Source organism: Streptomyces sp. NPDC104202 (assembly GCF_055584185.1).
This window is the reverse complement of sequence record NZ_JBVJMN010000004.1, coordinates 61174-79682: the sequence shown is the minus strand read 5'-3', so window position 1 is coordinate 79682 and position 18509 is coordinate 61174. Positions and strand designations below refer to the sequence as shown.

The window sequence follows — 18509 nt, the reverse complement described above, 5'->3', positions numbered from 1 at the left end:
GTCCGACCCGGTCGGCCCGCACGGCACCCGCGCACGGGTGCCGCGCCGCCCCGGCGCCCCCCGCCCCCATCCCCCCGGCTGCCCCGCGGCCACCCCCACCGAGGAGCCGTCGACGTGAGTGCCCCCCACCTAGGGAACGACGACCCGTCCTCCGGCCCCCGAGGAGAGGACGCCCCGGCGGCGCAGGTCCTCGTGGCCGGCGTCCCCGGCCCCGCCGTCCCGGACGGCGCCGAACCGTCGTCGGACGACCGCCGTACGGTCGGCCGGCTGGCCGCCACCGTGGAACGGCTGCGCGGCGAGGTGCGCGCGGCGCACGCGGCCGCCGAGGGCCGCGCCCTGGTCGAACTGGCCAAGGGCGTCATGATCGAGCGCCTGGGGTGCGGCCCCGCCCAGGCCGCCCGGCAGCTGGCCGAGCTCGCCGACCGGGCCGGGCTCACCCAGCTGGAGCTGGCCGCCGACATCATCAACCAGGCGGCCCACGACCAGGTCGCCGAGGTCGCCGGCGCGTTCGTCCGGACCGCGGCGGGCGAGCCCGGCGACCCCGGCCCGGGGGCCTCCGTGGCCGTGCGGCTGCGGACGGCCGAGAGCGCGGCGCTCAGCGCCGACGACACCCAGGCCGTCGCCGAGTCGCTCCTGGGGCACGCCCTCGCGCCCCTGGGCGCGGTCGCCGTGGCGATCTGGACGACCGGGGCGGACGGCTCCCTGACCCTGCGCGGGCACGCCGGCTTCGGCCCGGACGAGGCGGCCCGCTGGCACTACGTCCCGCCGGGCGTGGCCACCGCGGCCCGCCAGGCCCTCGCGGCCCGCAGCACGGTCTGGCTGCCGGGTCTCGCCGCCGCCGCGATTCCCTCGATCGGGAGGGCGCGCCACCCTGACGGCGGCCGCGTCGTCGTCCCCGCCGGCACCGGCGGCCGGATCCAGGGCGTCCTGGAGATCTGCTGGGACCGCCCGCTGGAACCCCAGCCCCAGGCCGTGGAGCGGCAGATCGAGGCCCTCGCCGAACTCTGCGCGCACACCCTGGAGGCCCATGCCGGGCCGGCCGTCCCGGCCCGGCCCCTCGTGCCGGGCGAGGACCGGGCGCTGGAACTGGCCGAGCTGGCCGACGGACTCTACGACCCCGCCCTCGTGCTGACCCCGTACCTGGACGAGCAGGGGCGGCTCGCCGACTTCCGCATCCGGCACGCCAACGCCCACTTCCAGGACCCCGCGGGGCGGACCCGGAGCGCCGTGGAGGGCGCGCTGCTCCTGGAGGCGTACCCCGCCACCGCCGGCGAGCACGAGCTCTTCGACCGGATCGAGCGCGTCTACGCCACGGGGGAGCCCTTCCGTGCCCGCCGGGCCCGGCTGACCGCCCTCGTGGACCAGGTGCCGCTCTCCGCCCCGGCGGACATCAGCATCAGCCGGCACGGGGAGAGCGTCCTGCTCATCTGGCGGGTCGAGGACGAGTCGGCCCGGCTGGCGAGCCTCCTCCAGCACGCGCAGCGGCTCGGCCGCGTGGGTGCCTTCGAGGAGTCGGTCCTGGACGGCGAGATCACCTGGAACGGGCAGCTCTTCGACCTCTTCGGCAGGCCGTCGACCGAGCCGCCGGTCGCCCTGCGCGACCTCGCGGCCCACGCCCACCCGGACGACGCGGACACCATCGGGAGCTTCCTCCAGTCGGTGCTGCGGCACCGCCGGGCCGGTTCCACGGCCTTCCGCCTGCTCCGCCGGGACGGGGTCACGCGGCACATCCGGGTGATCGCCGAACCGGCGGTGGGCCCGGACGCCCGGCTGCTCGCCGTCCGCGGCGCCTACCAGGACATCTCCGCGCAGCACTGGACGGAGGTCGCCCTGACGGCCACCCGCGACCGGCTGGCCGCCACGGAGGAGGAGGCGGCGGAGCGCAACCGGCTCACCCTCCAGCTCCAGCACGCCATCATGCCGCCGGTCAAACCGCCGCTGGACGCGCCGGGCCTCGACGTCGCCGTGCGCTACCGCCCGGCGGAGTCGGAGTCCATGGTCGGCGGCGACTGGTACGACACGGTCGTGCTGCCGTCCAAGAAGGTGCTGCTGTGCGTCGGCGACGTGGCGGGACACGGCATCGAGGCCGCCACCGGCATGGTCGTCCTGCGCAACGCCCTGCGCGGCCTCGCCGTCACCGGCGCGGGTCCGGGCCAGCTGCTGGCCTGGCTGAACAGCGTGGCCCACCACCTCACGGCGCACGTGACCGCCACCGCGGTCTGTGGGATCTTCGACCCCGAGAGCCGTACCCTGCGCTGGGCCCGGGCGGGACATCTGCCCCCCGTTCTCGTGCGGGGCGGCGAGGCGGCGGACCAGCCGCTCCTCGGAGGGCTGCTGCTGGGGGCGCTGGCCGAGACGGAGTACGAGGAGGCGGAGGTGCGGCTCGAACCCGACGACACCGTCCTGCTGTACACCGACGGACTCGTCGAACGGCGGGACACCTCCGTCCACGACTCGGTCACCCAGCTGCTGGCGGTCGCACGGATGCCCGCCGACAGCCTCGAACGCCGACTGGACCTGCTGCTGTCGCGCAGCAAGTCGGACACCGACGACGACACGTGTCTGGTCGGTGTCCGGGTGACCTGACCGCCCCCGCCCGTCCGACCGACCGTCCTTCACAGTGGAAAGCAGGGAACATGACCGAGCGAGAAGCGAACCTGGATGTCGACGTGGAGATCCGTGACGCCGGCACGGCGGTGGTGTCCCTCCGCGGCGAGCTGGACATGGAGACCGCCGGTCGCCTCCACGAGCACCTGACGGAGCAGCTGGGGGAGGGCAGGCGGCACCTCGTCCTGGACCTGTCCGCGCTGGAGTTCATGGACTCCTCCGGCCTGAACGTCCTGATCAGGGTGGTCCACAAGGCCCGGGCGGCCGACGGGGACCTGTACCTCACCGCGCCGACCCCGGCGGTGCGGCGCATCCTGGAGATCACCGGGGTCACCATGACCATTCCGCCGCACGACGGCGTGGCCGAGGCACTGGCCGCCGCGGGCGCGAGATAGCCGTGAGACCGGCGCGGTCCCGGGGAGCGGGGCCGCGCCCGCAGAGGAAGGAAACGGGAAGAACGTGCACGAGATCGCAGCCGTCGAGCAGGCACTCCGCAAGGCGGCGCCGCACCTGCTGGTGGGCGTCGTGGAGGACGCGCTGCGGGAGCAGTGCGACGCCCGGCGGGTGGAGCTGCGCCTGGCGGACTACGGGCTGCGGACGCTCCAGCTGGTCGAGCGGAGGGCCGGTGCGACGCCGTCGGTCCCGATCCACGACAGTCCGCAGGGGCGCGCCTTCGGGTCCCAGGAGCCGTACGTCACGCGTGACGCCGAAGCGGTCCGCGTCCACCTGCCCGTCACCGTGCGCGGGGACCGGCTCGGCGTCCTGTCGGCCGACCTGCCGCCGGAGACCGACGCGGGACCGCTGCTTCCCGCCCTGGGGCAGCTCTGCGAGGCGCTCGGGCACGAGATCCTGGTGGCGGAGCGCGACACCGACCTGTACGTCCTGGCGCGGCGGGCGGCCCGGCTGACCCTCGCGGCGGAGATGCAGTGGCAGCTGCTTCCCGGGCGCGCGTGCATCCGTCCCGAGTTCGCCCTGGGCGCCCATCTGGAGCCGGCGTACGCGATCTTCGGCGACAACTACGACTGGTCGGTCTCCGAGGGGCGGCTGACCCTGACCGTCACCAACGGCATGGGCGAGGGCATCGAGGCCGCGCTGCTGTCGAACCTCGCGATCAGCGCCCTCCGCAACGCACGGCGGGCCGGACTCGGCCTCGCGGACCAGGCGGCCCTGGCCGACCAGGCCGTCTACGCGCAGTACCGGGGCGCCACCTACGTGTCGGTGCTGCTGCTCTCCTTCGACCTCGCGACGGGCGAGGTGGAGGCGGTGGACGCCGGCTCGCCGCGGATGTGGCGGCTGCGCGGCCGCTCCGTCGAGTCCGTCACCTTCGACGCCCAGCTGCCCCTCGGCATGTTCGAGGAGACCGTCTACACGACCGAGCGCTTCACCGTGCTCCCGGGGGACCGGCTGCTGTTCGGCAGCGACGGGGTGTACGGCGCCTCCTCGCCGGCCGGGGAGAGCTACGGGGAGCGGGCGCTGGCCCGGGCGCTGAGCGGCACCCGGCTGCTCCCGCCCACCCATGTGCCGCAGGCGGTCCTGCGCGAACTCGCCGCGTACCACGGCGAGTCGCCGCTGGAGGACGACGCCTTGGTGGTCTGTCTCGACTGGATCGGGACCCCGTCAACAGTTGCCGTGTGACAACTGTATCCTTGTGGCAACACCTGACGGACGGTCGGGTGCGCACGCCACGAGGATGACCAGAGGGGGACATGGGTGTACCGCCGGCCCACGCCGAGGGCGCCCGGGGATCAGGCCGAACTGACGTCCTTCAGCGGCGTGTCCGGGCGTGACGAGGCCGTCGTCCCGCCGCCCTCCTCCAGGGCGTCCTGGAACCCGGCGAGCCCCCGCAGAAGTGCCTTGCGGCTCGCGGCCGACATACCGGCGATGACCGCGAGCAGGGCCTCCTCGCGCTGGGCCCGCAGGTCCCGGAGGTACGCCTTGCCGTGGACCGTCAGGTGCAGCTCCAGCTGCCGCCGGCTGACGGGACTCGGCAGCCGCTGGACGAACCCCAGCGCCTCCAGTCGGTCGCACATCCGGCTCACCGACGGCGGCGCGGACCCGAGCAGCCCGCCCAGGGTCCGCAGGCTCATGCCCTCGTCGCGGTCCAGGCTGTAGAGCACGCGCAGCTGTGACGCCGACACCGGTGTCGACGACACCATGTCCCGGCCGCGCTCCCACAGCACCTCCAGGAGCTCGATGAGCTCGCGGGCGCCCTGCGTCGCCTGCTGCGCCTCCCGCCGGGCCGGGTCGGGGTTGGTGTTCATGCCTGCCGACACTCCTCGGGCGTCCGGGACCGAGGACGTCGGCTCTCCGACGGACCGGTCATCTCACAACTCTCCAGAAGGCGGTACGGATTCGGTGGACCGACACGTGACAGTGGAAGGCGCACTGCGCGGGGCGCCACCACACCTCCTCCTGGACTCCCTCCGAGTCCATCTCGCGCGGCGGTTCGCCGCGACCTCGGCCGACCTGCTGCTCCTCGACTACGGGCTGACCTGCCTGCGCCCCGTCGAGCCGGTCCAGAACCCGGCCGGGGTACGGCACGGACCCACGGGCGCGGGACCCGCCGATCGCGTCCTCCGCACCCAGCAACCATATCTTTTCCGCGATGACGGGCCCACGGGGACCGCGTACCTTCCGGTCACGGTCCGCGGCGACCGGTTCGGCGTGCTGGTGGTCGCCCTGCCCGCCGACCGGGCGACCGGAGAGTCGGCGGAGGGCCTCGCCGCCGCAGCCGAGATGCTCGGACACGCCCTCCAGGTCGCCGACCGCCACACCGACCTCTACCGTTCCACCCGCCGGACGGAGGCCCTCACCGTCGCCGGCGAGATGCAGTGGGACGCGCTCCCCGGCCGGGCCTGCACCGGTCCGGAATTCGATCTGCACGCCCACTGGGAGCCCGCCTACGTGTCGGGCGGCCACGTCCTCGACTGGAGCCTGACCGAGGACGGGCTCCAGCTCGTCGTCGCCAACGGCACCGGACCGGGCACGCCCTCCGCCCTGGTGAGCACCCTCGCCCTCAACGCCATCCGCAACGCACGGCGGGCCGGACTCGACCTCGTGGGGCAGGCCAGCCTCACCGACCAGGCGCTCTACGGCCAGTACCGGGGGAAGAGCCCGCTCCCCGCCCTGCTGCTCGACTTCGACCTCGACACCGGCAGGACCGAGGTGGTCGACGCCGGCTCGCCGACCGTCTGGCTGCTGCGGGGGCCGGAGACCCGGCGCCTCGAATTGGACCGCCAGCTCCCGCTCGGCATGTTCGAGGACACGGTGTACGTCACCCAGCGCCTGCGGGTGCACCCCGGCGACCGGCTCGTCTTCGTCGCCCGCGTCCGTGGGGAACCCGAACCGGCCCCCGGCGGTCCCGACGAGTCGGCGGACGGACCCGTCGCGCGCGCGGTGGCCCTGACCCGCGGCCTGAGCTGCGCCGACGCCCCGCGGGCCGTGGTGCGGGCCCTGGGCGGGACGTCCCGCGGCGCACCGGACGCCGTCCTCGTCCTCTGTCTCGACTGGCGGGGTCGCTCGGCCCCGGGACAGGGCGCCCCGCGGGACCCGGCCGGGCCGGACCTCCCCCGGGCTCCCCGCCCGCTGACGGGGCGGCCGACCGAGCGGTGACGCCCGTGATTCCCGGTGTAAGCGGTGTGGAAACCGCAAAGGGGGGAAGGGCGGAATACGAGGCGCCCAGTGCGCCCGGAAAGCCGTGTGAAAGGGGAACGGGGCGATGACGGACGCCATCACCGCGGAGCGTGCCGCTACGGAGCCCACGCTGTCCGCGAGCGCCTCCTACGACGGAGCCGACGCGGGCGCGATCGCGGCGGCCCGCCGCTTCGCCGGCGACTTCCTCGCCGCCCCCGGCGCCCGGTCGGCGCCGGTGCCGCGGGACCACGTCGACCTGGCGAAACTGGTGGTCAGCGAGCTGGTGACCAACGCCGTCCGGCACGCGCCCGGCCCCTTCCGGCTGCTGCTGGAGCTGGGCCCCGACCACCTGGACATCTCCGTGATCGACGGCGCGACCGCCGCCCCCGTCCCCCGCGGGCACGACCCGCGCCGGATCGGCCAGCACGGCGTCGAGATCGTCATCGCCGTCTGCGAGAGCGTCACCGTCGAGCCGCACCCCGCCGGCAAGCGGGTCCGGGCCCGGATCGCGCTCGCACCGGCGGACGCCGGACAGGAGCCGGCGGAGCCCGGCGAGGGCCGGGCGGAACCGGCGTAGCGGCCCCGCCCGCTCCGCCCTCACCGCCGCCCGTCCGCCCCGCGGCGCAGCCGCCGGCGCAGGGAGGCGCGCTCGTTCTCCGTCAGGCCGCCCCACACGCCCGTCACCTGACGGGAGTCGTCCATGGCCCAGCGCAGGCATTGCTCGCGCACCGGGCAGTGCCGGCAGACCTTCTTCGCCTCCTCGGCCTGGGCGAGCGCCGGAGCGCCGCTCCCCACGGGGAAGAAGAGATCGGGGTCGGCGTCCTGGCAGGCCGCTGCCTCGCGCCAGCTGTCCATCGGTCCTCCTCGGTCGAACGCGGGATGTTCTCCCTCCCGCGTCACCGCTCGCGCCCACTCGAAACGGTGGAAACGCGGATTCGGCGCGGAAGGACGGGGCACCCGGAGCACTGAGCGAGAGGAGCTTGCGGACATGACGACTGCGAGGGTGCACACGGCCGCTGGGGCCAAGGCGTTCCGGGGAGAGGCCGTTCGGGCCGGTGCCCGGGCTGGATTCGCGGCACGGGGGGTGCTGTACCTGTTCGTCGGCGCGCTGGCCGTGCGCGTCGGACTGACGGGAACGGGCGAACAGGCCGACCGCGGAGGGGCCCTGGCGCGCGTCGCGGCCACCCCGTTCGGCGCGGTCCTGCTCTGGGCCCTGGGCATCGGCCTCGCCGGCATGGCGGTGTGGCGGCTCTCGGAGGCCGTCTTCGGGGCCGCGGGCCCCAAGGGCGACAGAGCCCACAAACGGGCGCTCTCCGCGGGCCGTTGCGTCTTCTACGCCGCGTCCGCCTTCCTCGTCCTCTCCTTCGCGGTGGGGGAGCGGGGCAGCGGCGCGGGCTCGACCGACCGGCAGAGCCGGGACGTCACCGCCCGGCTGCTCGAACTCCCCGGCGGCCGCTGGTGGGTGGGGGCGGTGGCCGTGGGCGTCCTGGCGGCCGGTGTGTGGATAGCGGGCAGGGCGGTGATGCGGAAGTACCGCGACCGCCTGGAGTGGGGAGGCATGGAGACCTACCAGCGCCGCCTCATGGACGTGACCGGCGTCGGGGGCGGCCTCGCACGCGGCCTCGTCTTCGGTGCGCTCGGCTACTCCGGCCTGAAGGCGGCGATCGCGTACGACCCCCAGCAGGCCAAGGGAATGGACGACGCGATCCGTTCGTTCGCGGCGACCCCGGCAGGGCCGTGGCTGCTCATCGCCGTCGCCGCGGGCCTGGTGCTCTTCGGTGTCTTCTCCTTCGGCCAGGCGAAGTGGCGCCGGGTCTGACGCCACTTCACCGCGTCCCCGGGGCCTCACCCGGGGACGCTCTCCCGCTCCTCGGGAAGCGACTCCCAAGGGGCGGGCGCCGTCGACGCGGTCCAGGCGTCCAGCGCCTCGCCGTCCACGCAGAGGATGCCGCACGTGGCCGCGTACTCCAGGGCCGGGTCGGTGAACGAACTGGTCGTCACGAGCACGGCGACGTCGGCGTCGTGGACGGTGTAGCAGGTGCCGCCGAACCGCTGCAGGTCCGGGGAGCCGACGCGGTGGTCCGGTCCGTACTGCTTGCACTGGATCACCACGCGCCGGCCGTCGGCGGTGGTCGCGAGGACGTCGGCGCCCAGGTCGCCGGCGCCGCCTACCACCTCCACGGCCCCGCACCCGTCCCGCGCGCAGAGCGCCGCCACCGCGTGCTCGAACCCGTCGGGATCGACGCCGGAGTGGTCCAGCGCGTCGCCGTCCACCACCGGCACCTCCGCCGTCGCGGCCAGGGCCGCCCGGCGGCGCCCCCGGACGCGGACGCGGGGCCGCGCCCGGCCGCGGGCCGGGACCACGCTCCACCGGGCCAGCGCCACCCCGAGGCCGAGCACCAGGAAGAGTGCCACCGGTATCAGGGGTATCTGCGCGCCCGCCGCCCGGGCCGTCCTGAGGAAGAGGGCCGCGCCGCCCACGACCACCGCCGCGAGCCCCACCGCGAGCACCACGTCCCGTCCCAGCCCGGCCGCGCCCTCCCCGGCCGTGCCCCTCTCCCCGCCGCCGCTGACCGACATCGCGGCCCCCTTCCCCGATAGACGCCCCAGTGAGACCGAAGCGCGGCCCCGCCCCCGCGTACGGGGAGCGCGGGACCGCGCGACGCGGCGCCGCCGGCACCCCGCCCGCGAAAGACGCCCCCTCGTCCGGTCCTGCCCGGTGCCGGACGAGGGGACTCCTTTCGGGTGACGGCGACGGCCCACGGCCCGTGTCACCCCGAACCCGGAGCCGAAACGTCGAGGAAGACGGCGAAACGGAGGATTGGGATCCGTGATCCTGGACAGGGGAGTCGATGTCGCTCCGACGGAATGACGGACCGGCATATGCCCCACGTGGAGGAAGAGGAAGCCGAGCGTGTTCACGGTCGTCGTCAGGCACGAGGCGCGCGGCACGGTGTTCGCGCTGCGCGGGGAGATCGACTTCGAGAGCGCCGTACAGCTCGACGAGGCCGCACGCCGGGAACTGGCACCCGGTGGCGGGGACGGACCCGTCGTGGCCGACCTCGCGGCTCTGACATTCTGCGACTCCAGCGGCATCAGCGCCCTGCTGAGGCTGTATCAGCGGCTGACCGCGCACCACCGCGAGCTGCGGCTGGCCGCCGTGCCGCACAACGTCCTCCGTCTGTTCTCGCTGACGGGCCTGGACCAGGTCTTCGCCGTGCACCCCGACGTGCCCGGCGCCCTGGCCGCGGGCCCTGCGGGAGCGGGCACCTCCACCGGCGCCGGCGCGACGGCCCGGCCGAACAGGGAAGAGAACGCATGAGGCGCGTACCGGGCCGGCTGCCCCGCGGGCCCGCAGAGCCGGACACCGCGGCCCCGGCCGCCACCGGGCCGGCGGAGGAGGACCTGAGGGTGCTCTTCGGCAGGTCGACCGCCGTCTTCGCCTCCCTCGCGGGCCCCGCGCACATGGTCGAGTCGGCCAACCCGGCGTTCTTCAGCGCGATCGGCGGCCACCGGGAGGCCCGCACCGGCGTCCCCCTCGGACAGCTGATGCCCGAGCTCGTCGAGCAGGGCCTGATCGGCTTCCTCGACCGGGTCTACCGGACGGGCAAGCCCCACACCGGCCGCGACGCCCGGGTGTTACTGGGCGACGCCGCGCGCCCCAGGGAGGCGTTCTTCGACCTCACCTACGAGCCCCGCGTCGACACCGGCGGCAACGTCACCGGCGTCCGGGTCATCGGAGTGGAGACGACCCAGGTCAGGCAGGCCCAGCGGCTCACCGCGGAACACCGGGCCCTGCTGGAGCGGATCGCCCGCCAGGCCCCCCTGACGGAGGTCCTCGACGACATGGCCCGCGCCATGGAGGAGCTGTCCCCCGACGAGCTCATGGTCTCCGTGCTGCTCGCCGACGACGAGGGCCGGCACCTCTTCCACGGCGCGGCACCGAGCCTGCCCGACTTCTACAACGAGGCCGTCGACGGCATCACCGTCGGCGAGGGCGTCGGGTCCTGCGGCACCGCGGCGCACCGCCGCACGCCCGTGATCGTCACCGACATCGCGACCGACCCGCTCTGGGACGACTTCCGCGACCTGGCCGAACGGGCCGGTGTGGCGGCCTGCTGGTCCACCCCCGTCCTCGGCCGGGACGGCGCACTGCTGGGGACGTTCGCGATGTACCACCGCGCCCCGAGGGCGCCGCGCGACGCCGACCTCGCCCTCGCCCGCCTCTTCGCCGACACCGCCGCGCTCGCCGTCGAGCGACAGCAGGCCGAGACGGCCCGCCGGGCCGCGGAGGACCGCGAGCGGGCGGCCCGCGAGGACCTCGCCTTCCTGCTCACGGCCGGCACCGCCCTCACCGTCGACCTCGACGCCGTCCAGATCCTGGAGCGCCTGGCCGCCTCCTGCGCCCCGCGGCTGGCGCCCCTGTGCGCGGTCGACGTCGTCGAGAACGGACGGCTGCGCCGCGTCGCGGCCGCCGCGCCGGACGAACGGCTGCGGCGGGCGCTCGCCGCCCACGTCCCGGCCGACGACGACGCCGACGACGTCGTGGCCCGGGTCCTGGCCACCCGCGCCGCCGAGGTCGCCCGTCGCCCGCCCACCGGTCCGGGACCCTGGGACGACCTCGGCGTCACCGGCTACCTGTGCGTCCCGCTGCTCGACCGGGGCACCGCCTTCGGCGCCGTCACCCTGCTGTCCTCCGGTGACCACGCCTTCGACGGCCACGGCGTGGCGCTCGCCGAGGAACTCGCCCGCCGCGCCGCCTCCGCCGCCCGCACGGCCCGCCAGTACACCCACCGCGTCGCCCTCGCGCGCGACCTCCAGGCCGGCCTGCTCATGCCGGAACTGCCGGACGTGCCCGGCGCCGACGTCGCCACCTACTACCACCCCGCCGGCGAAGGGCTCGACATCGGCGGCGACTTCTACGACGTCTTCCCCCTGGAGGATGGCCGCTGGGCGTTCCTGCTCGGTGACGTGTGCGGCCGCGGCGCCATCGCCGCCACCACCACCGCCCTCGTCCGTCACACCGCGCGGGCCGTCGCCGCGCTGCTGCCCGATCCCGGGGCGGTCGTCGCCGCCGTCAACCGGGCCCTGGTCAACCGGCCCGGCAGCCACGGGACCGGCTTCGTCACCCTCGTCTACGGCCGGCTCACCCCCACCGCCCACGGGCTGGACGTCGAACTGGTGCGGGCCGGTCACACCCTGCCGCTCCACCTCGACTCCGGCGGCGCCGCGCACGCCCTCGACATCCCCGGCTCGCTCCTCGGCATCTCCCCCGGGACCGACGTCGTCACCCACTCCCTCCGCCTCGCCCCGCACGAGAGCCTGCTCCTGCACACCGACGGCATCACCGAGGCCCGCGACGCCACCGGCGAGCAGTTCGGCGACCGCCGCCTCGCCGAGGCCGTGGCCCGCGCCGGCCCCCGCCCGGCCGCCCGGCGCGTGATCGACGCGGTCACCGGCGCCGTGCACTCCTTCACGGGCGGTCAGGACATCGACGACGACCGGGCGGTGCTCGTCCTCACCGCCACCGGAGGCGACCCCGACACGCCGTGAGACGTGACCGTTCGGTGAAGCCCCTGTGCCGGGAACGTGGGGGTATGGCCTGTTCGAGTCCCCCCGAGGTCCCGAAAGGGGGGCCTCGCTTGCTGCGGGGACGGCATCTGAGGAAAGGTGGACGGACGAGCTGTCGTCGAGACGGAAGGTGGCGGGCCGGTCGTAGCGGGCCCCGCGTATGACTGTTTTCGAACCCCAGTCCGGCCGGTCGCGGGGTGCGCCCGCGGCCGTGGGCACCTCCTGGCTCCGCGCGCCCCACCCGGCGGTGGTCGCCGACCGGGAGGGCGGAGTCGTGGAGTTCAACGACGCCGCGGCCGACCTCTTCCCCGACATGGTCGTCGGATCGTGGCTCGACGAGGTCGCCCCCACCTGGCTCGCCGACGCGCACCGGCGACTGGCCCGCCCATCGCTTCCCGGCGCGCGCCCCGCCGACACCTCCCCGGCGGCGGCGAAACGTCCCGCCGCCCGAGGCAGCCACGAGGGCCGGCGCCTGCGTGCCCACCCCACCTTCGCCGACCACGGCGACGTCGCCTGGTGGCTGGTCGACGACTCCGACCTCGTCGCCGCCGAACGCGCCCTGCGCAGCGAGCAGGAACGCACCGCGCTCCTCGCGGAGGCGTCCACCCAGCTGCTGGCCTCCCTCAACCCGGACCGGTGCCTGGAGAAGGCCGCGCAGCTCGCGGCCGCCCACCTCGCCGACGCGGCGCTCGTCATCGCGCCCGCCGTGCGCAACCGCTACCCCCTGGTCACCGCGGTGGGCGAGCGGGTCAGCAGACGCCACGTGGCGATGGACCCCACCGCGGTGCCCGGCCTCGCCGAGGCCCTCCAGGGATTCCCGCCGGTGCCCTCGCGGTGGATCGACCCGGCCGAACTTCCGGACTGGGCGGTGCCCGAGGACTTCGAGGGAGCCCCCGGCTCCGTCGCCGTCACCCCGCTGCCCGGCCACGGCGTACCCGCCGGCGTCCTGATCCTGCTGCGGCGCGACGGCCAGGCGGCCTTCGACGCCTCCGAGGAGCTCTTCGCCCGGCTCTTCGCCGCCCGCGCCGGCGCCGCGCTCTCGGCCGCCCGCCTCTACGCCGAACAGGCCCGCGTCACCCGCGCGCTCATCGCCGAACTCCTCCCGCCGCAGCTCCACCACGTCCACGGCGTGGACTTCGCGGGCGGCTACCGCACCTCCCAGGACACCGACCGGATCGGCGGTGACTTCTACGACGTCCACCCCGGGGCCGACGCCGGGCAGGAGTCGCTCGCCGTCCTCGGGGACGTCTGCGGCAAGGGGCTGGACGCCGCCGTGCTCACGGGCCGCATCCGCAGCACGCTCCACGCCCTGCTGCCCCTCGCCGGCGACCACCAGAACGTCCTCGGTCTGCTCAACGGCGCCCTCCTGACGACCCGCCACACCCGCTTCGCCACCCTGGTGCTGGCCTCGGTCAGCCGCTCGGGCTCGCGGGTACGGATCCGGCTGACCAGCGCCGGCCACCCCATCCCCCTCATCCTGCGCACCACCGGCGAGGTGGAGGAGGCGGACACGCGCGGCACCCTCGTCGGCGCGCTCCCCGAGGTCACCTCCCGGTCCGCGACGGTGCACCTGGCCCCCGGGGAGACCTGCCTGCTCTACACGGACGGGATCACCGAGGCCCGCGGCGGACCGCTCGGATCGGCCATGTACGGCGAGGAACGGCTCAGGGCCGCGCTGGCGGAGTGCGTCGGCTTCCCGGCCGAGGCGGTCGTCGAACGCATGCAGATGCTCGCCGGCGACTGGGTCGGCAGCGGCCCCCACGACGACATGGCCGTCGTCGCGATCACCGCACCGCACTCCACCCATCTGACGGCGGTGGACGGTCACACCCGGGGCAGGTACACCGCATGACCACGCACACCACCCCGCCGGCGCCCCTCCCCGACACCCTCGCCGGCATCCGCGAGCGGCTCTGGGCGGCCCTCGACGCCAGGGACGAGCACGCGGCCGCCGCGACGGTGTTCGCCGCCTGCGACGCCGGCGTCCCGCTGGAGGACGTCCTCCTCGACGTGATCGGCCCCGTCCAGGCCAGGGTCGGCCGGGAGTGGGCCGCCGGCCGGCTCACGGTCGCCCAGGAGCACGCCGTGACGGCGATCCAGGACCGCGTCATCGGCGCCCTCGCCCACCGGGTCCCCGCCCCCCGCCCCGCGGACGGCCCGTCCCGGGGACGCGTCACCGTCGCCTGCGTCGACGGCGAGTGGCACGCGCTCCCCGCGCGCCTGCTCGCCGAGGTCCTGCGCGGCCGGGGCTTCACCGTCGACTACCTCGGGGCGCAGGTCCCCACCCCGCACCTCATCGCCCATCTCCACCAGAACGGCAGCGACACCGTCGCGCTCTCCTCGTCCCTGCCGGTCCGCCTTCCGACGGCCCACGCCGCCATCACCGCCGTCCAGGCCGTCGGACTGCCCGTCCTCGTCGGCGGCGCCGCCTTCGGGCCCGACGGCAGATACGCGCGGCTGCTCGGCGCCGACGGATGGGCCCCGGACGCCCGCGCCGCCGCGGACCTCCTCGCCGTCGGCCTGTTCCGCCCGACCGACACCCCGGCCCTCCTCGACGAGGGCCTTCCCCACCTGCTCGACCAGGAGTACACCCTCGTGACCCGCACCCGGGTCCAGCTCACGCGCGACGTCCTCGCCGGACTGGACGAGAGGGTGCCGGCCATGGCCGCGTACACCGCGCAGCAGCGGGAGCGGACCGCCGAGGACATCGCGCACATCGTCGACTTCCTCGCGGCCTCCCTCTACACCGACGACGCGGAGCTCTTCGTCGGCTTCCTGTCCTGGACCGCGGGCGTCCTCGGGGCCCGCGGCGTCCCCGTCGGGGCCCTGCTCGTCGCGCTCGACCTCCTCGCCGAGGCGCAGCGCGACTTCCCCCGCGCGCGGGCCCACCTCGCCGCCGGGCAAAGAGCCCTGACCCGCATCCCCTCGCCGCCGACCCCCGGAATCCCCGCATGACGACCTCTCCCCACGACACCTTCGCGTTCACGACGGCCACCGGCGCCGACGGCGTCCTCGACGTCGTGCTCGTCGGCGACCTCGCCTGGGACTCCGCCGACGAACTCCTGGACACCGCCCGCGCCCACCTGTCGTCGGCCCCACATCCCGCGGACGTGCGCCTCGACTGCGCCGGGATGACCCTGTGCGACTCGATGGGGCTCTCGGCGCTCCTCGCCCTGCACCGGGAGACCACGGCCGCCGGGGTGCGCCTCCACCTGGAGCACCGGCCGCCGTTCCTGGACCGGCTGCTCCGGCTCACCGGCACGTACGACCACCTGGCGGAGGCCCCGGAGAGGGCCGAGGGCGAGAGCGTCACCCCCGGCGACGAGGCCGACGGCCGGCCGCTGCCGCCTTCCTGACCCGTCGCGTCCGGCGGGGGCCGGAGGATCGGCGGGGGCGGGCCGGCGGGGGCCGCGGGCGGCGGCCCCGGAGACCGGCCGAGGAAGGTCGGCCGGAGACCGAATCCTTTGTGGCCCGTCCCGTCTCCTATCCGTGTACCGGCCGAACGGGCCGGTGGAACCGGAGGAGACACTCATGATGGTCACGGCACTGATCGTGGTCGGCGCCCTGCTCGTGGCGGCGTGCGGATGGCACCTGACGCGGCGGTTCAGGAGCCGGGGCTGAACGGCCGCGGCGGGCGGGACCCCCGGGAGGCGGGAAGCGGATGAACCGACGCCACACCTGGCCCGACGAGGGGCTGATCAGGGCGGCCCAGGACGGCGACCTCACGTCGCTGACCACCGTCGTCCTGGAGTCGCAGCCCCATGTGCGCAAGTTCGCCCTGTCGTTGTGCGCCACGCCGCAGGACGCGGAGGACGCGGCGCAGGAGGCGCTGATCGTCCTCTACCGGAAGATCGGCAGCCTGCGTGCCACCGGCGCGCTCGCCTCCTGGATGTTCCGGATCGTGCGCAACGAGTGCCTGCGGCAGGTGCGCCTGCTGGTCTCGCGGACCGGCGAGCCGCCGCCGGACGGGGAGGGGGCCGCGGCACCCGCGGGACCCTCCGCGGAGGAGGCGGTGCTGCACCGTCTGGAGGTGGAGCGGATCGCGGCGGCGGTCGCCGCGCTGCCGCGGGAGCAGCGGCAGGTCCTGATCATGCGCGACGTCCAGGGCCTCCCCGGCAGGTCCGTCGCCCGCACGCTCGGCCTGAGCGACACCGCGATGAAGTCGCGGCTGCACCGGGCCCGCACGTCCCTGCGCCGGTCGCTGGCGGCGACCGGGCCGGTCCCGGGCGGGACGGGCGGCCGGGCAGGGGACGAGGACGCCGCCGGCCGGAGGGGACGAGGAGACCGATGACCGTGAACAGCGAGCGGAACGTGCGGAACGGGGAGAGCACGGGGAGCGTGCGGTCCTTCGAGCCTCCGAGGAGTTACGCCAGCAGCTCCGTGCCGCGCCATCTGGCGCGCGGCGCCGTCGGTTTCGGGCTGGTCGTCGGCTCGATCGCCCTGGTGCCGGTCGTCGGGCCGGTCGCGCTGCTCGCGGCCCCGCTGTCGCTGGTGGCCTTCCGGGGCTGCCCGACCTGCTGGATGGTCGGCCTGGCGCAGACCGTCTCCCGCGGCCGACTGGAGCGCCGGTGCGTGGACGGGGTCTGCACCCTCGCCCCGGCTCACCCGGCGGTCGGGGACGGGAAGGGGGCTGCGCGCGGGTGAGGAGCGGCGCGCCCGGTCGGGGGCGGCACCGCGGCGGTGCGCCGCCCGCGTGCCCGGCCGGGCGGAGGGCGGTCCGCCGGCCTTCTATCTCCAATCTGCGTTGTTCCTAGAATGGCGGCGTGGAAGACATCGATGTGATCGCGGTGCTGCAGGACCCGGTGCGGCGCCGTCTGTACGCGTACGTGGCCGAGCAGGGGCGCGAGGTCGGCCGCAACGAGGCCGCCGAGGCGGTGGGGGTCGCGCGGACGCTCGCGGCGCACCACCTGCACCGCCTGACCGAGGCGGGGCTGCTGGAGAGCGGGAGCCGGCGGCTGACGGGGCGGTCGGGTCCCGGGGCCGGACGCCCGGCCAAGGTGTACACACGGGCGCGGGTCGAGCGGTCGGTCTCGCTGCCGGCCCGTGACTACCGCACCGCCGCCGACCTGCTCGCCGAGGCCGCCGAGGAGGCCGGGCTCGACGCCGGCCTCCGTGCGGCCGCGCGGAGGCGGGGCGAGGCGCTGCGGGGCTCGGCGGAGCCGTGCGCGGGGATCGAGGACGCCGTGCGGGTGCTGGCCGAGCGCGGCTACGAGCCGCACCTGGAGGCCGATGAAGGGGCCGGGGGCGTCGGCGGGAGCGTCGTCCGGATGCGCAACTGTCCCTTCCACGCGGTCGCCGAACGCTTTCCTCCGCTCGTCTGCGGCATGAACCTCGCGCTCCTGGAAGGGCTGATCGGCACGGACGGGCCGGTCCGCGCGCGGATGGACGCCCGGCCGGGCGAGTGCTGCGTGGTCGTCGAGAATTCTAAAAACAATGAACATTGACATAGAAAACGGGGTCGTGCTGGGATGAGGACATGACCGCATCCGAGCACGCCCTCCACCTCGCCCAGCTCAACGTCGCCACCCTCCGGCACCCCCTCGACGACCCCCGCGTGGCGCCCTTCGTCGAGATGCTCGACCCGGTCAACGCCGCCGCCGACGCCGCGCCCGGCTTCGTCTGGCGGCTCGTCGGGGACGGCGAGGCCGACGCGACGGGGCTGCGCCCGGCCGGCGAGGACGTCATCGTCAACCTGTCGGTCTGGGAGACGCAGGAGGCCCTGTGGGACTTCTCGTACCGGAGCGGCCACCTGGAGGTGATGCGGCGGCGGCGCGAGTGGTTCGCCCGGCACGTCGAGGCGCACCTGGTGCTCTGGTGGGTCCCCGCAGGGCGGCTCCCGACCGTCGACGAGGCCATGGAGAGGCTGGCCGACCTGCGGGCGAACGGGCCGTCCCCGCGTGCGTTCACCTTCGCCTCGGCCCACACCGCCGCCGAGGCCGTCGCGCACCGCGGGGCCGTGACGCCGGGGCGGGCGGAGGAGTCCGCCGCGCTCTGAGGCGAGGACTCGGTGCGGCCCCGCCCGCCTCGACCGGAGCCGGTCAGACCGCTCGTACGGCCTCGAATCCGGCGGGCACCGTCAGCGAGGCGCCCGTCGCCGCCCGGACGTCGTCGACCGTGACGCCCGGGGCGAGTTCGGCGAGGACGAAGCCCTCGGGGCCGACGTCGACGACCGCGAGGTCGGTGACGACGCGCTGGACGACGGCGCGGCCGGTGAGCGGCAGGTCGCAGCGCCCGACGAGTTTGGGCGTGCCGTCCTTGGCGGTGTGCTCCATGAGGACGACGATCCGTCCGGCGCCGTGGACGAGGTCCATGGCGCCGCCCATGCCCTTGACCATCCTGCCCGGGATCATCCAGTTGGCCAGGTCGCCGGCCGCGGAGACCTGCATGGCGCCCAGGACGGCGGTGTCGACGTGCCCGCCGCGGATCATGCCGAAGGACAGGGCGGAGTCGAAGAACGAGGCCCCCGGCAGGGTCGTGACGGTCTCCTTGCCCGCGTTGACCAGGTCGGGGTCCAGCTCGTCCTCCGTCGGATACGGGCCGACGCCCAGGATGCCGTTCTCGGACTGCAGCACCACCTCGACGCCGGGCGGCAGGTGGTGGGGGATGAGGGTCGGCAGACCGATGCCGAGGTTGACGTAGCTGCCGTCGGTCAGCTCCAGGGCGGCACGGGCGGCCATCTGCTCGCGGGTGAGCGCCAT

Annotated in this window: 20 protein-coding genes; 16 read left to right on the top strand and 4 right to left on the bottom strand. The window is 75.3% G+C overall.

The window, feature by feature from the left end; translation table 11 throughout:
* Window positions 1-192: 192 nt before the first annotated feature.
* The 3 genes from ACZ60W_RS04220 to ACZ60W_RS04210 all read left to right on the top strand — a co-directional run bounded on the left by ACZ60W_RS04220 (window position 193) and on the right by ACZ60W_RS04210 (window position 4242).
* On the top strand, window positions 193-2586 hold the full coding sequence (locus ACZ60W_RS04220) for a SpoIIE family protein phosphatase (protein WP_469753930.1): 2394 nt from the start codon (window positions 193-195) through the stop codon (window positions 2584-2586).
* A gap of 50 nt (window positions 2587-2636) precedes the next feature.
* Entirely contained in the window at window positions 2637-3002 is a 366-nt protein-coding gene (locus ACZ60W_RS04215; RefSeq protein WP_469753812.1) for an STAS domain-containing protein, read from the top strand.
* A gap of 64 nt (window positions 3003-3066) precedes the next feature.
* A complete protein-coding gene (locus ACZ60W_RS04210; protein WP_469753811.1) occupies window positions 3067-4242 on the top strand; it encodes a PP2C family protein-serine/threonine phosphatase in 1176 nt (391 codons plus the stop codon).
* Window positions 4243-4352: 110 nt separating this feature from the next.
* Here ACZ60W_RS04210 and ACZ60W_RS04205 read toward each other — a convergent pair whose 3' ends face one another.
* Window positions 4353-4868, bottom strand: a complete 516-nt coding sequence (locus ACZ60W_RS04205; RefSeq protein WP_469753810.1) for a MarR family winged helix-turn-helix transcriptional regulator — start codon at window positions 4866-4868, stop codon at window positions 4353-4355.
* A gap of 106 nt (window positions 4869-4974) precedes the next feature.
* On the opposite strand from ACZ60W_RS04205, the gene ACZ60W_RS04200 reads away from it, so the two are divergent.
* Together ACZ60W_RS04200 and ACZ60W_RS04195 are read left to right on the top strand one after the other, a co-directional pair.
* The gene (locus ACZ60W_RS04200; protein ID WP_469753809.1) at window positions 4975-6219 is read left to right on the top strand and encodes a PP2C family protein-serine/threonine phosphatase; all 1245 of its coding nucleotides are present in this window, start codon (window positions 4975-4977) and stop codon (window positions 6217-6219) included.
* A gap of 106 nt (window positions 6220-6325) precedes the next feature.
* The gene (locus ACZ60W_RS04195) at window positions 6326-6817 is read left to right on the top strand and encodes an ATP-binding protein (RefSeq protein ID WP_469753808.1); all 492 of its coding nucleotides are present in this window, start codon (window positions 6326-6328) and stop codon (window positions 6815-6817) included.
* A gap of 20 nt (window positions 6818-6837) precedes the next feature.
* Here ACZ60W_RS04195 and ACZ60W_RS04190 read toward each other — a convergent pair whose 3' ends face one another.
* Entirely contained in the window at window positions 6838-7095 is a 258-nt protein-coding gene (locus tag ACZ60W_RS04190; protein ID WP_469753807.1) for a WhiB family transcriptional regulator, read from the bottom strand.
* A 133-nt stretch (window positions 7096-7228) separates the two neighbouring features.
* On the opposite strand from ACZ60W_RS04190, the gene ACZ60W_RS04185 reads away from it, so the two are divergent.
* A complete protein-coding gene (locus ACZ60W_RS04185) occupies window positions 7229-8059 on the top strand; it encodes a DUF1206 domain-containing protein (RefSeq protein WP_469753806.1) in 831 nt (276 codons plus the stop codon).
* Between the two features lie 26 nt (window positions 8060-8085).
* On the opposite strand, the gene ACZ60W_RS04180 is transcribed toward ACZ60W_RS04185, so the two are convergent.
* Entirely contained in the window at window positions 8086-8820 is a 735-nt protein-coding gene (locus ACZ60W_RS04180; protein WP_469753805.1) for a restriction endonuclease, read from the bottom strand.
* A gap of 334 nt (window positions 8821-9154) precedes the next feature.
* On the opposite strand from ACZ60W_RS04180, the gene ACZ60W_RS04175 reads away from it, so the two are divergent.
* From ACZ60W_RS04175 to ACZ60W_RS04130, 10 genes are all read left to right on the top strand, one after another.
* Window positions 9155-9562 (top strand): STAS domain-containing protein, encoded by a 408-nt coding sequence (locus tag ACZ60W_RS04175; protein WP_469753804.1) that lies wholly within the window; start codon window positions 9155-9157, stop codon window positions 9560-9562.
* A complete protein-coding gene (locus ACZ60W_RS04170; RefSeq protein ID WP_469753803.1) occupies window positions 9559-11793 on the top strand; it encodes a SpoIIE family protein phosphatase in 2235 nt (744 codons plus the stop codon). Before ACZ60W_RS04175 ends, ACZ60W_RS04170 begins: the two co-directional genes overlap by 4 nt.
* Window positions 11794-11971: 178 nt before the next feature.
* Entirely contained in the window at window positions 11972-13663 is a 1692-nt protein-coding gene (locus ACZ60W_RS04165) for a SpoIIE family protein phosphatase (protein ID WP_469753802.1), read from the top strand.
* A complete protein-coding gene (locus ACZ60W_RS04160) occupies window positions 13660-14766 on the top strand; it encodes a cobalamin B12-binding domain-containing protein (protein WP_469753801.1) in 1107 nt (368 codons plus the stop codon). The genes ACZ60W_RS04165 and ACZ60W_RS04160 overlap by 4 nt, the downstream gene beginning before the upstream one ends.
* A complete protein-coding gene (locus ACZ60W_RS04155) occupies window positions 14763-15167 on the top strand; it encodes an STAS domain-containing protein (protein WP_469753800.1) in 405 nt (134 codons plus the stop codon). The genes ACZ60W_RS04160 and ACZ60W_RS04155 overlap by 4 nt, the downstream gene beginning before the upstream one ends.
* 175 nt (window positions 15168-15342) lie before the next feature.
* The gene (locus ACZ60W_RS04150; protein WP_469753799.1) at window positions 15343-15432 is read left to right on the top strand and encodes an LPXTG cell wall anchor domain-containing protein; all 90 of its coding nucleotides are present in this window, start codon (window positions 15343-15345) and stop codon (window positions 15430-15432) included.
* A 40-nt stretch (window positions 15433-15472) separates the two neighbouring features.
* Complete coding sequence (locus tag ACZ60W_RS04145; protein WP_469753798.1) at window positions 15473-16102, top strand: RNA polymerase sigma factor; 630 nt, start codon at window positions 15473-15475, stop codon at window positions 16100-16102.
* Window positions 16099-16455, top strand: a complete 357-nt coding sequence (locus tag ACZ60W_RS04140; RefSeq protein ID WP_469753797.1) for a hypothetical protein — start codon at window positions 16099-16101, stop codon at window positions 16453-16455. Before ACZ60W_RS04145 ends, ACZ60W_RS04140 begins: the two co-directional genes overlap by 4 nt.
* 119 nt (window positions 16456-16574) lie before the next feature.
* Complete coding sequence (locus ACZ60W_RS04135) at window positions 16575-17255, top strand: helix-turn-helix transcriptional regulator (RefSeq protein WP_469753796.1); 681 nt, start codon at window positions 16575-16577, stop codon at window positions 17253-17255.
* A 32-nt stretch (window positions 17256-17287) separates the two neighbouring features.
* A complete protein-coding gene (locus ACZ60W_RS04130) occupies window positions 17288-17806 on the top strand; it encodes a DUF3291 domain-containing protein (protein ID WP_469753795.1) in 519 nt (172 codons plus the stop codon).
* Between the two features lie 43 nt (window positions 17807-17849).
* On the opposite strand, the gene ACZ60W_RS04125 is transcribed toward ACZ60W_RS04130, so the two are convergent.
* Window positions 17850-18509, bottom strand: coding sequence for a CoA transferase subunit B (locus tag ACZ60W_RS04125; RefSeq protein WP_469753794.1), 660 nt, complete (start codon window positions 18507-18509; stop codon window positions 17850-17852).

Coding starts and splice junctions, on each gene's coding strand:
- ACZ60W_RS04170 (WP_469753803.1), top strand. CDS start 9,559: ATGAGGCGCGTACCGGGCCGGCTGCCCCGCGGGCCCGCAGAGCCGGAC.
- ACZ60W_RS04195 (WP_469753808.1), top strand. CDS start 6,326: ATGACGGACGCCATCACCGCGGAGCGTGCCGCTACGGAGCCCACGCTG.
- ACZ60W_RS04160 (WP_469753801.1), top strand. CDS start 13,660: ATGACCACGCACACCACCCCGCCGGCGCCCCTCCCCGACACCCTCGCC.
- ACZ60W_RS04145 (WP_469753798.1), top strand. CDS start 15,473: ATGAACCGACGCCACACCTGGCCCGACGAGGGGCTGATCAGGGCGGCC.
- ACZ60W_RS04125 (WP_469753794.1), bottom strand. CDS start 18,509: ATGGCGCTCACCCGCGAGCAGATGGCCGCCCGTGCCGCCCTGGAGCTG.
- ACZ60W_RS04155 (WP_469753800.1), top strand. CDS start 14,763: ATGACGACCTCTCCCCACGACACCTTCGCGTTCACGACGGCCACCGGC.
- ACZ60W_RS04180 (WP_469753805.1), bottom strand. CDS start 8,820: ATGTCGGTCAGCGGCGGCGGGGAGAGGGGCACGGCCGGGGAGGGCGCG.
- ACZ60W_RS04140 (WP_469753797.1), top strand. CDS start 16,099: ATGACCGTGAACAGCGAGCGGAACGTGCGGAACGGGGAGAGCACGGGG.
- ACZ60W_RS04130 (WP_469753795.1), top strand. CDS start 17,288: ATGACCGCATCCGAGCACGCCCTCCACCTCGCCCAGCTCAACGTCGCC.
- ACZ60W_RS04165 (WP_469753802.1), top strand. CDS start 11,972: ATGACTGTTTTCGAACCCCAGTCCGGCCGGTCGCGGGGTGCGCCCGCG.
- ACZ60W_RS04205 (WP_469753810.1), bottom strand. CDS start 4,868: ATGAACACCAACCCCGACCCGGCCCGGCGGGAGGCGCAGCAGGCGACG.
- ACZ60W_RS04150 (WP_469753799.1), top strand. CDS start 15,343: ATGATGGTCACGGCACTGATCGTGGTCGGCGCCCTGCTCGTGGCGGCG.
- ACZ60W_RS04215 (WP_469753812.1), top strand. CDS start 2,637: ATGACCGAGCGAGAAGCGAACCTGGATGTCGACGTGGAGATCCGTGAC.
- ACZ60W_RS04185 (WP_469753806.1), top strand. CDS start 7,229: ATGACGACTGCGAGGGTGCACACGGCCGCTGGGGCCAAGGCGTTCCGG.
- ACZ60W_RS04190 (WP_469753807.1), bottom strand. CDS start 7,095: ATGGACAGCTGGCGCGAGGCAGCGGCCTGCCAGGACGCCGACCCCGAT.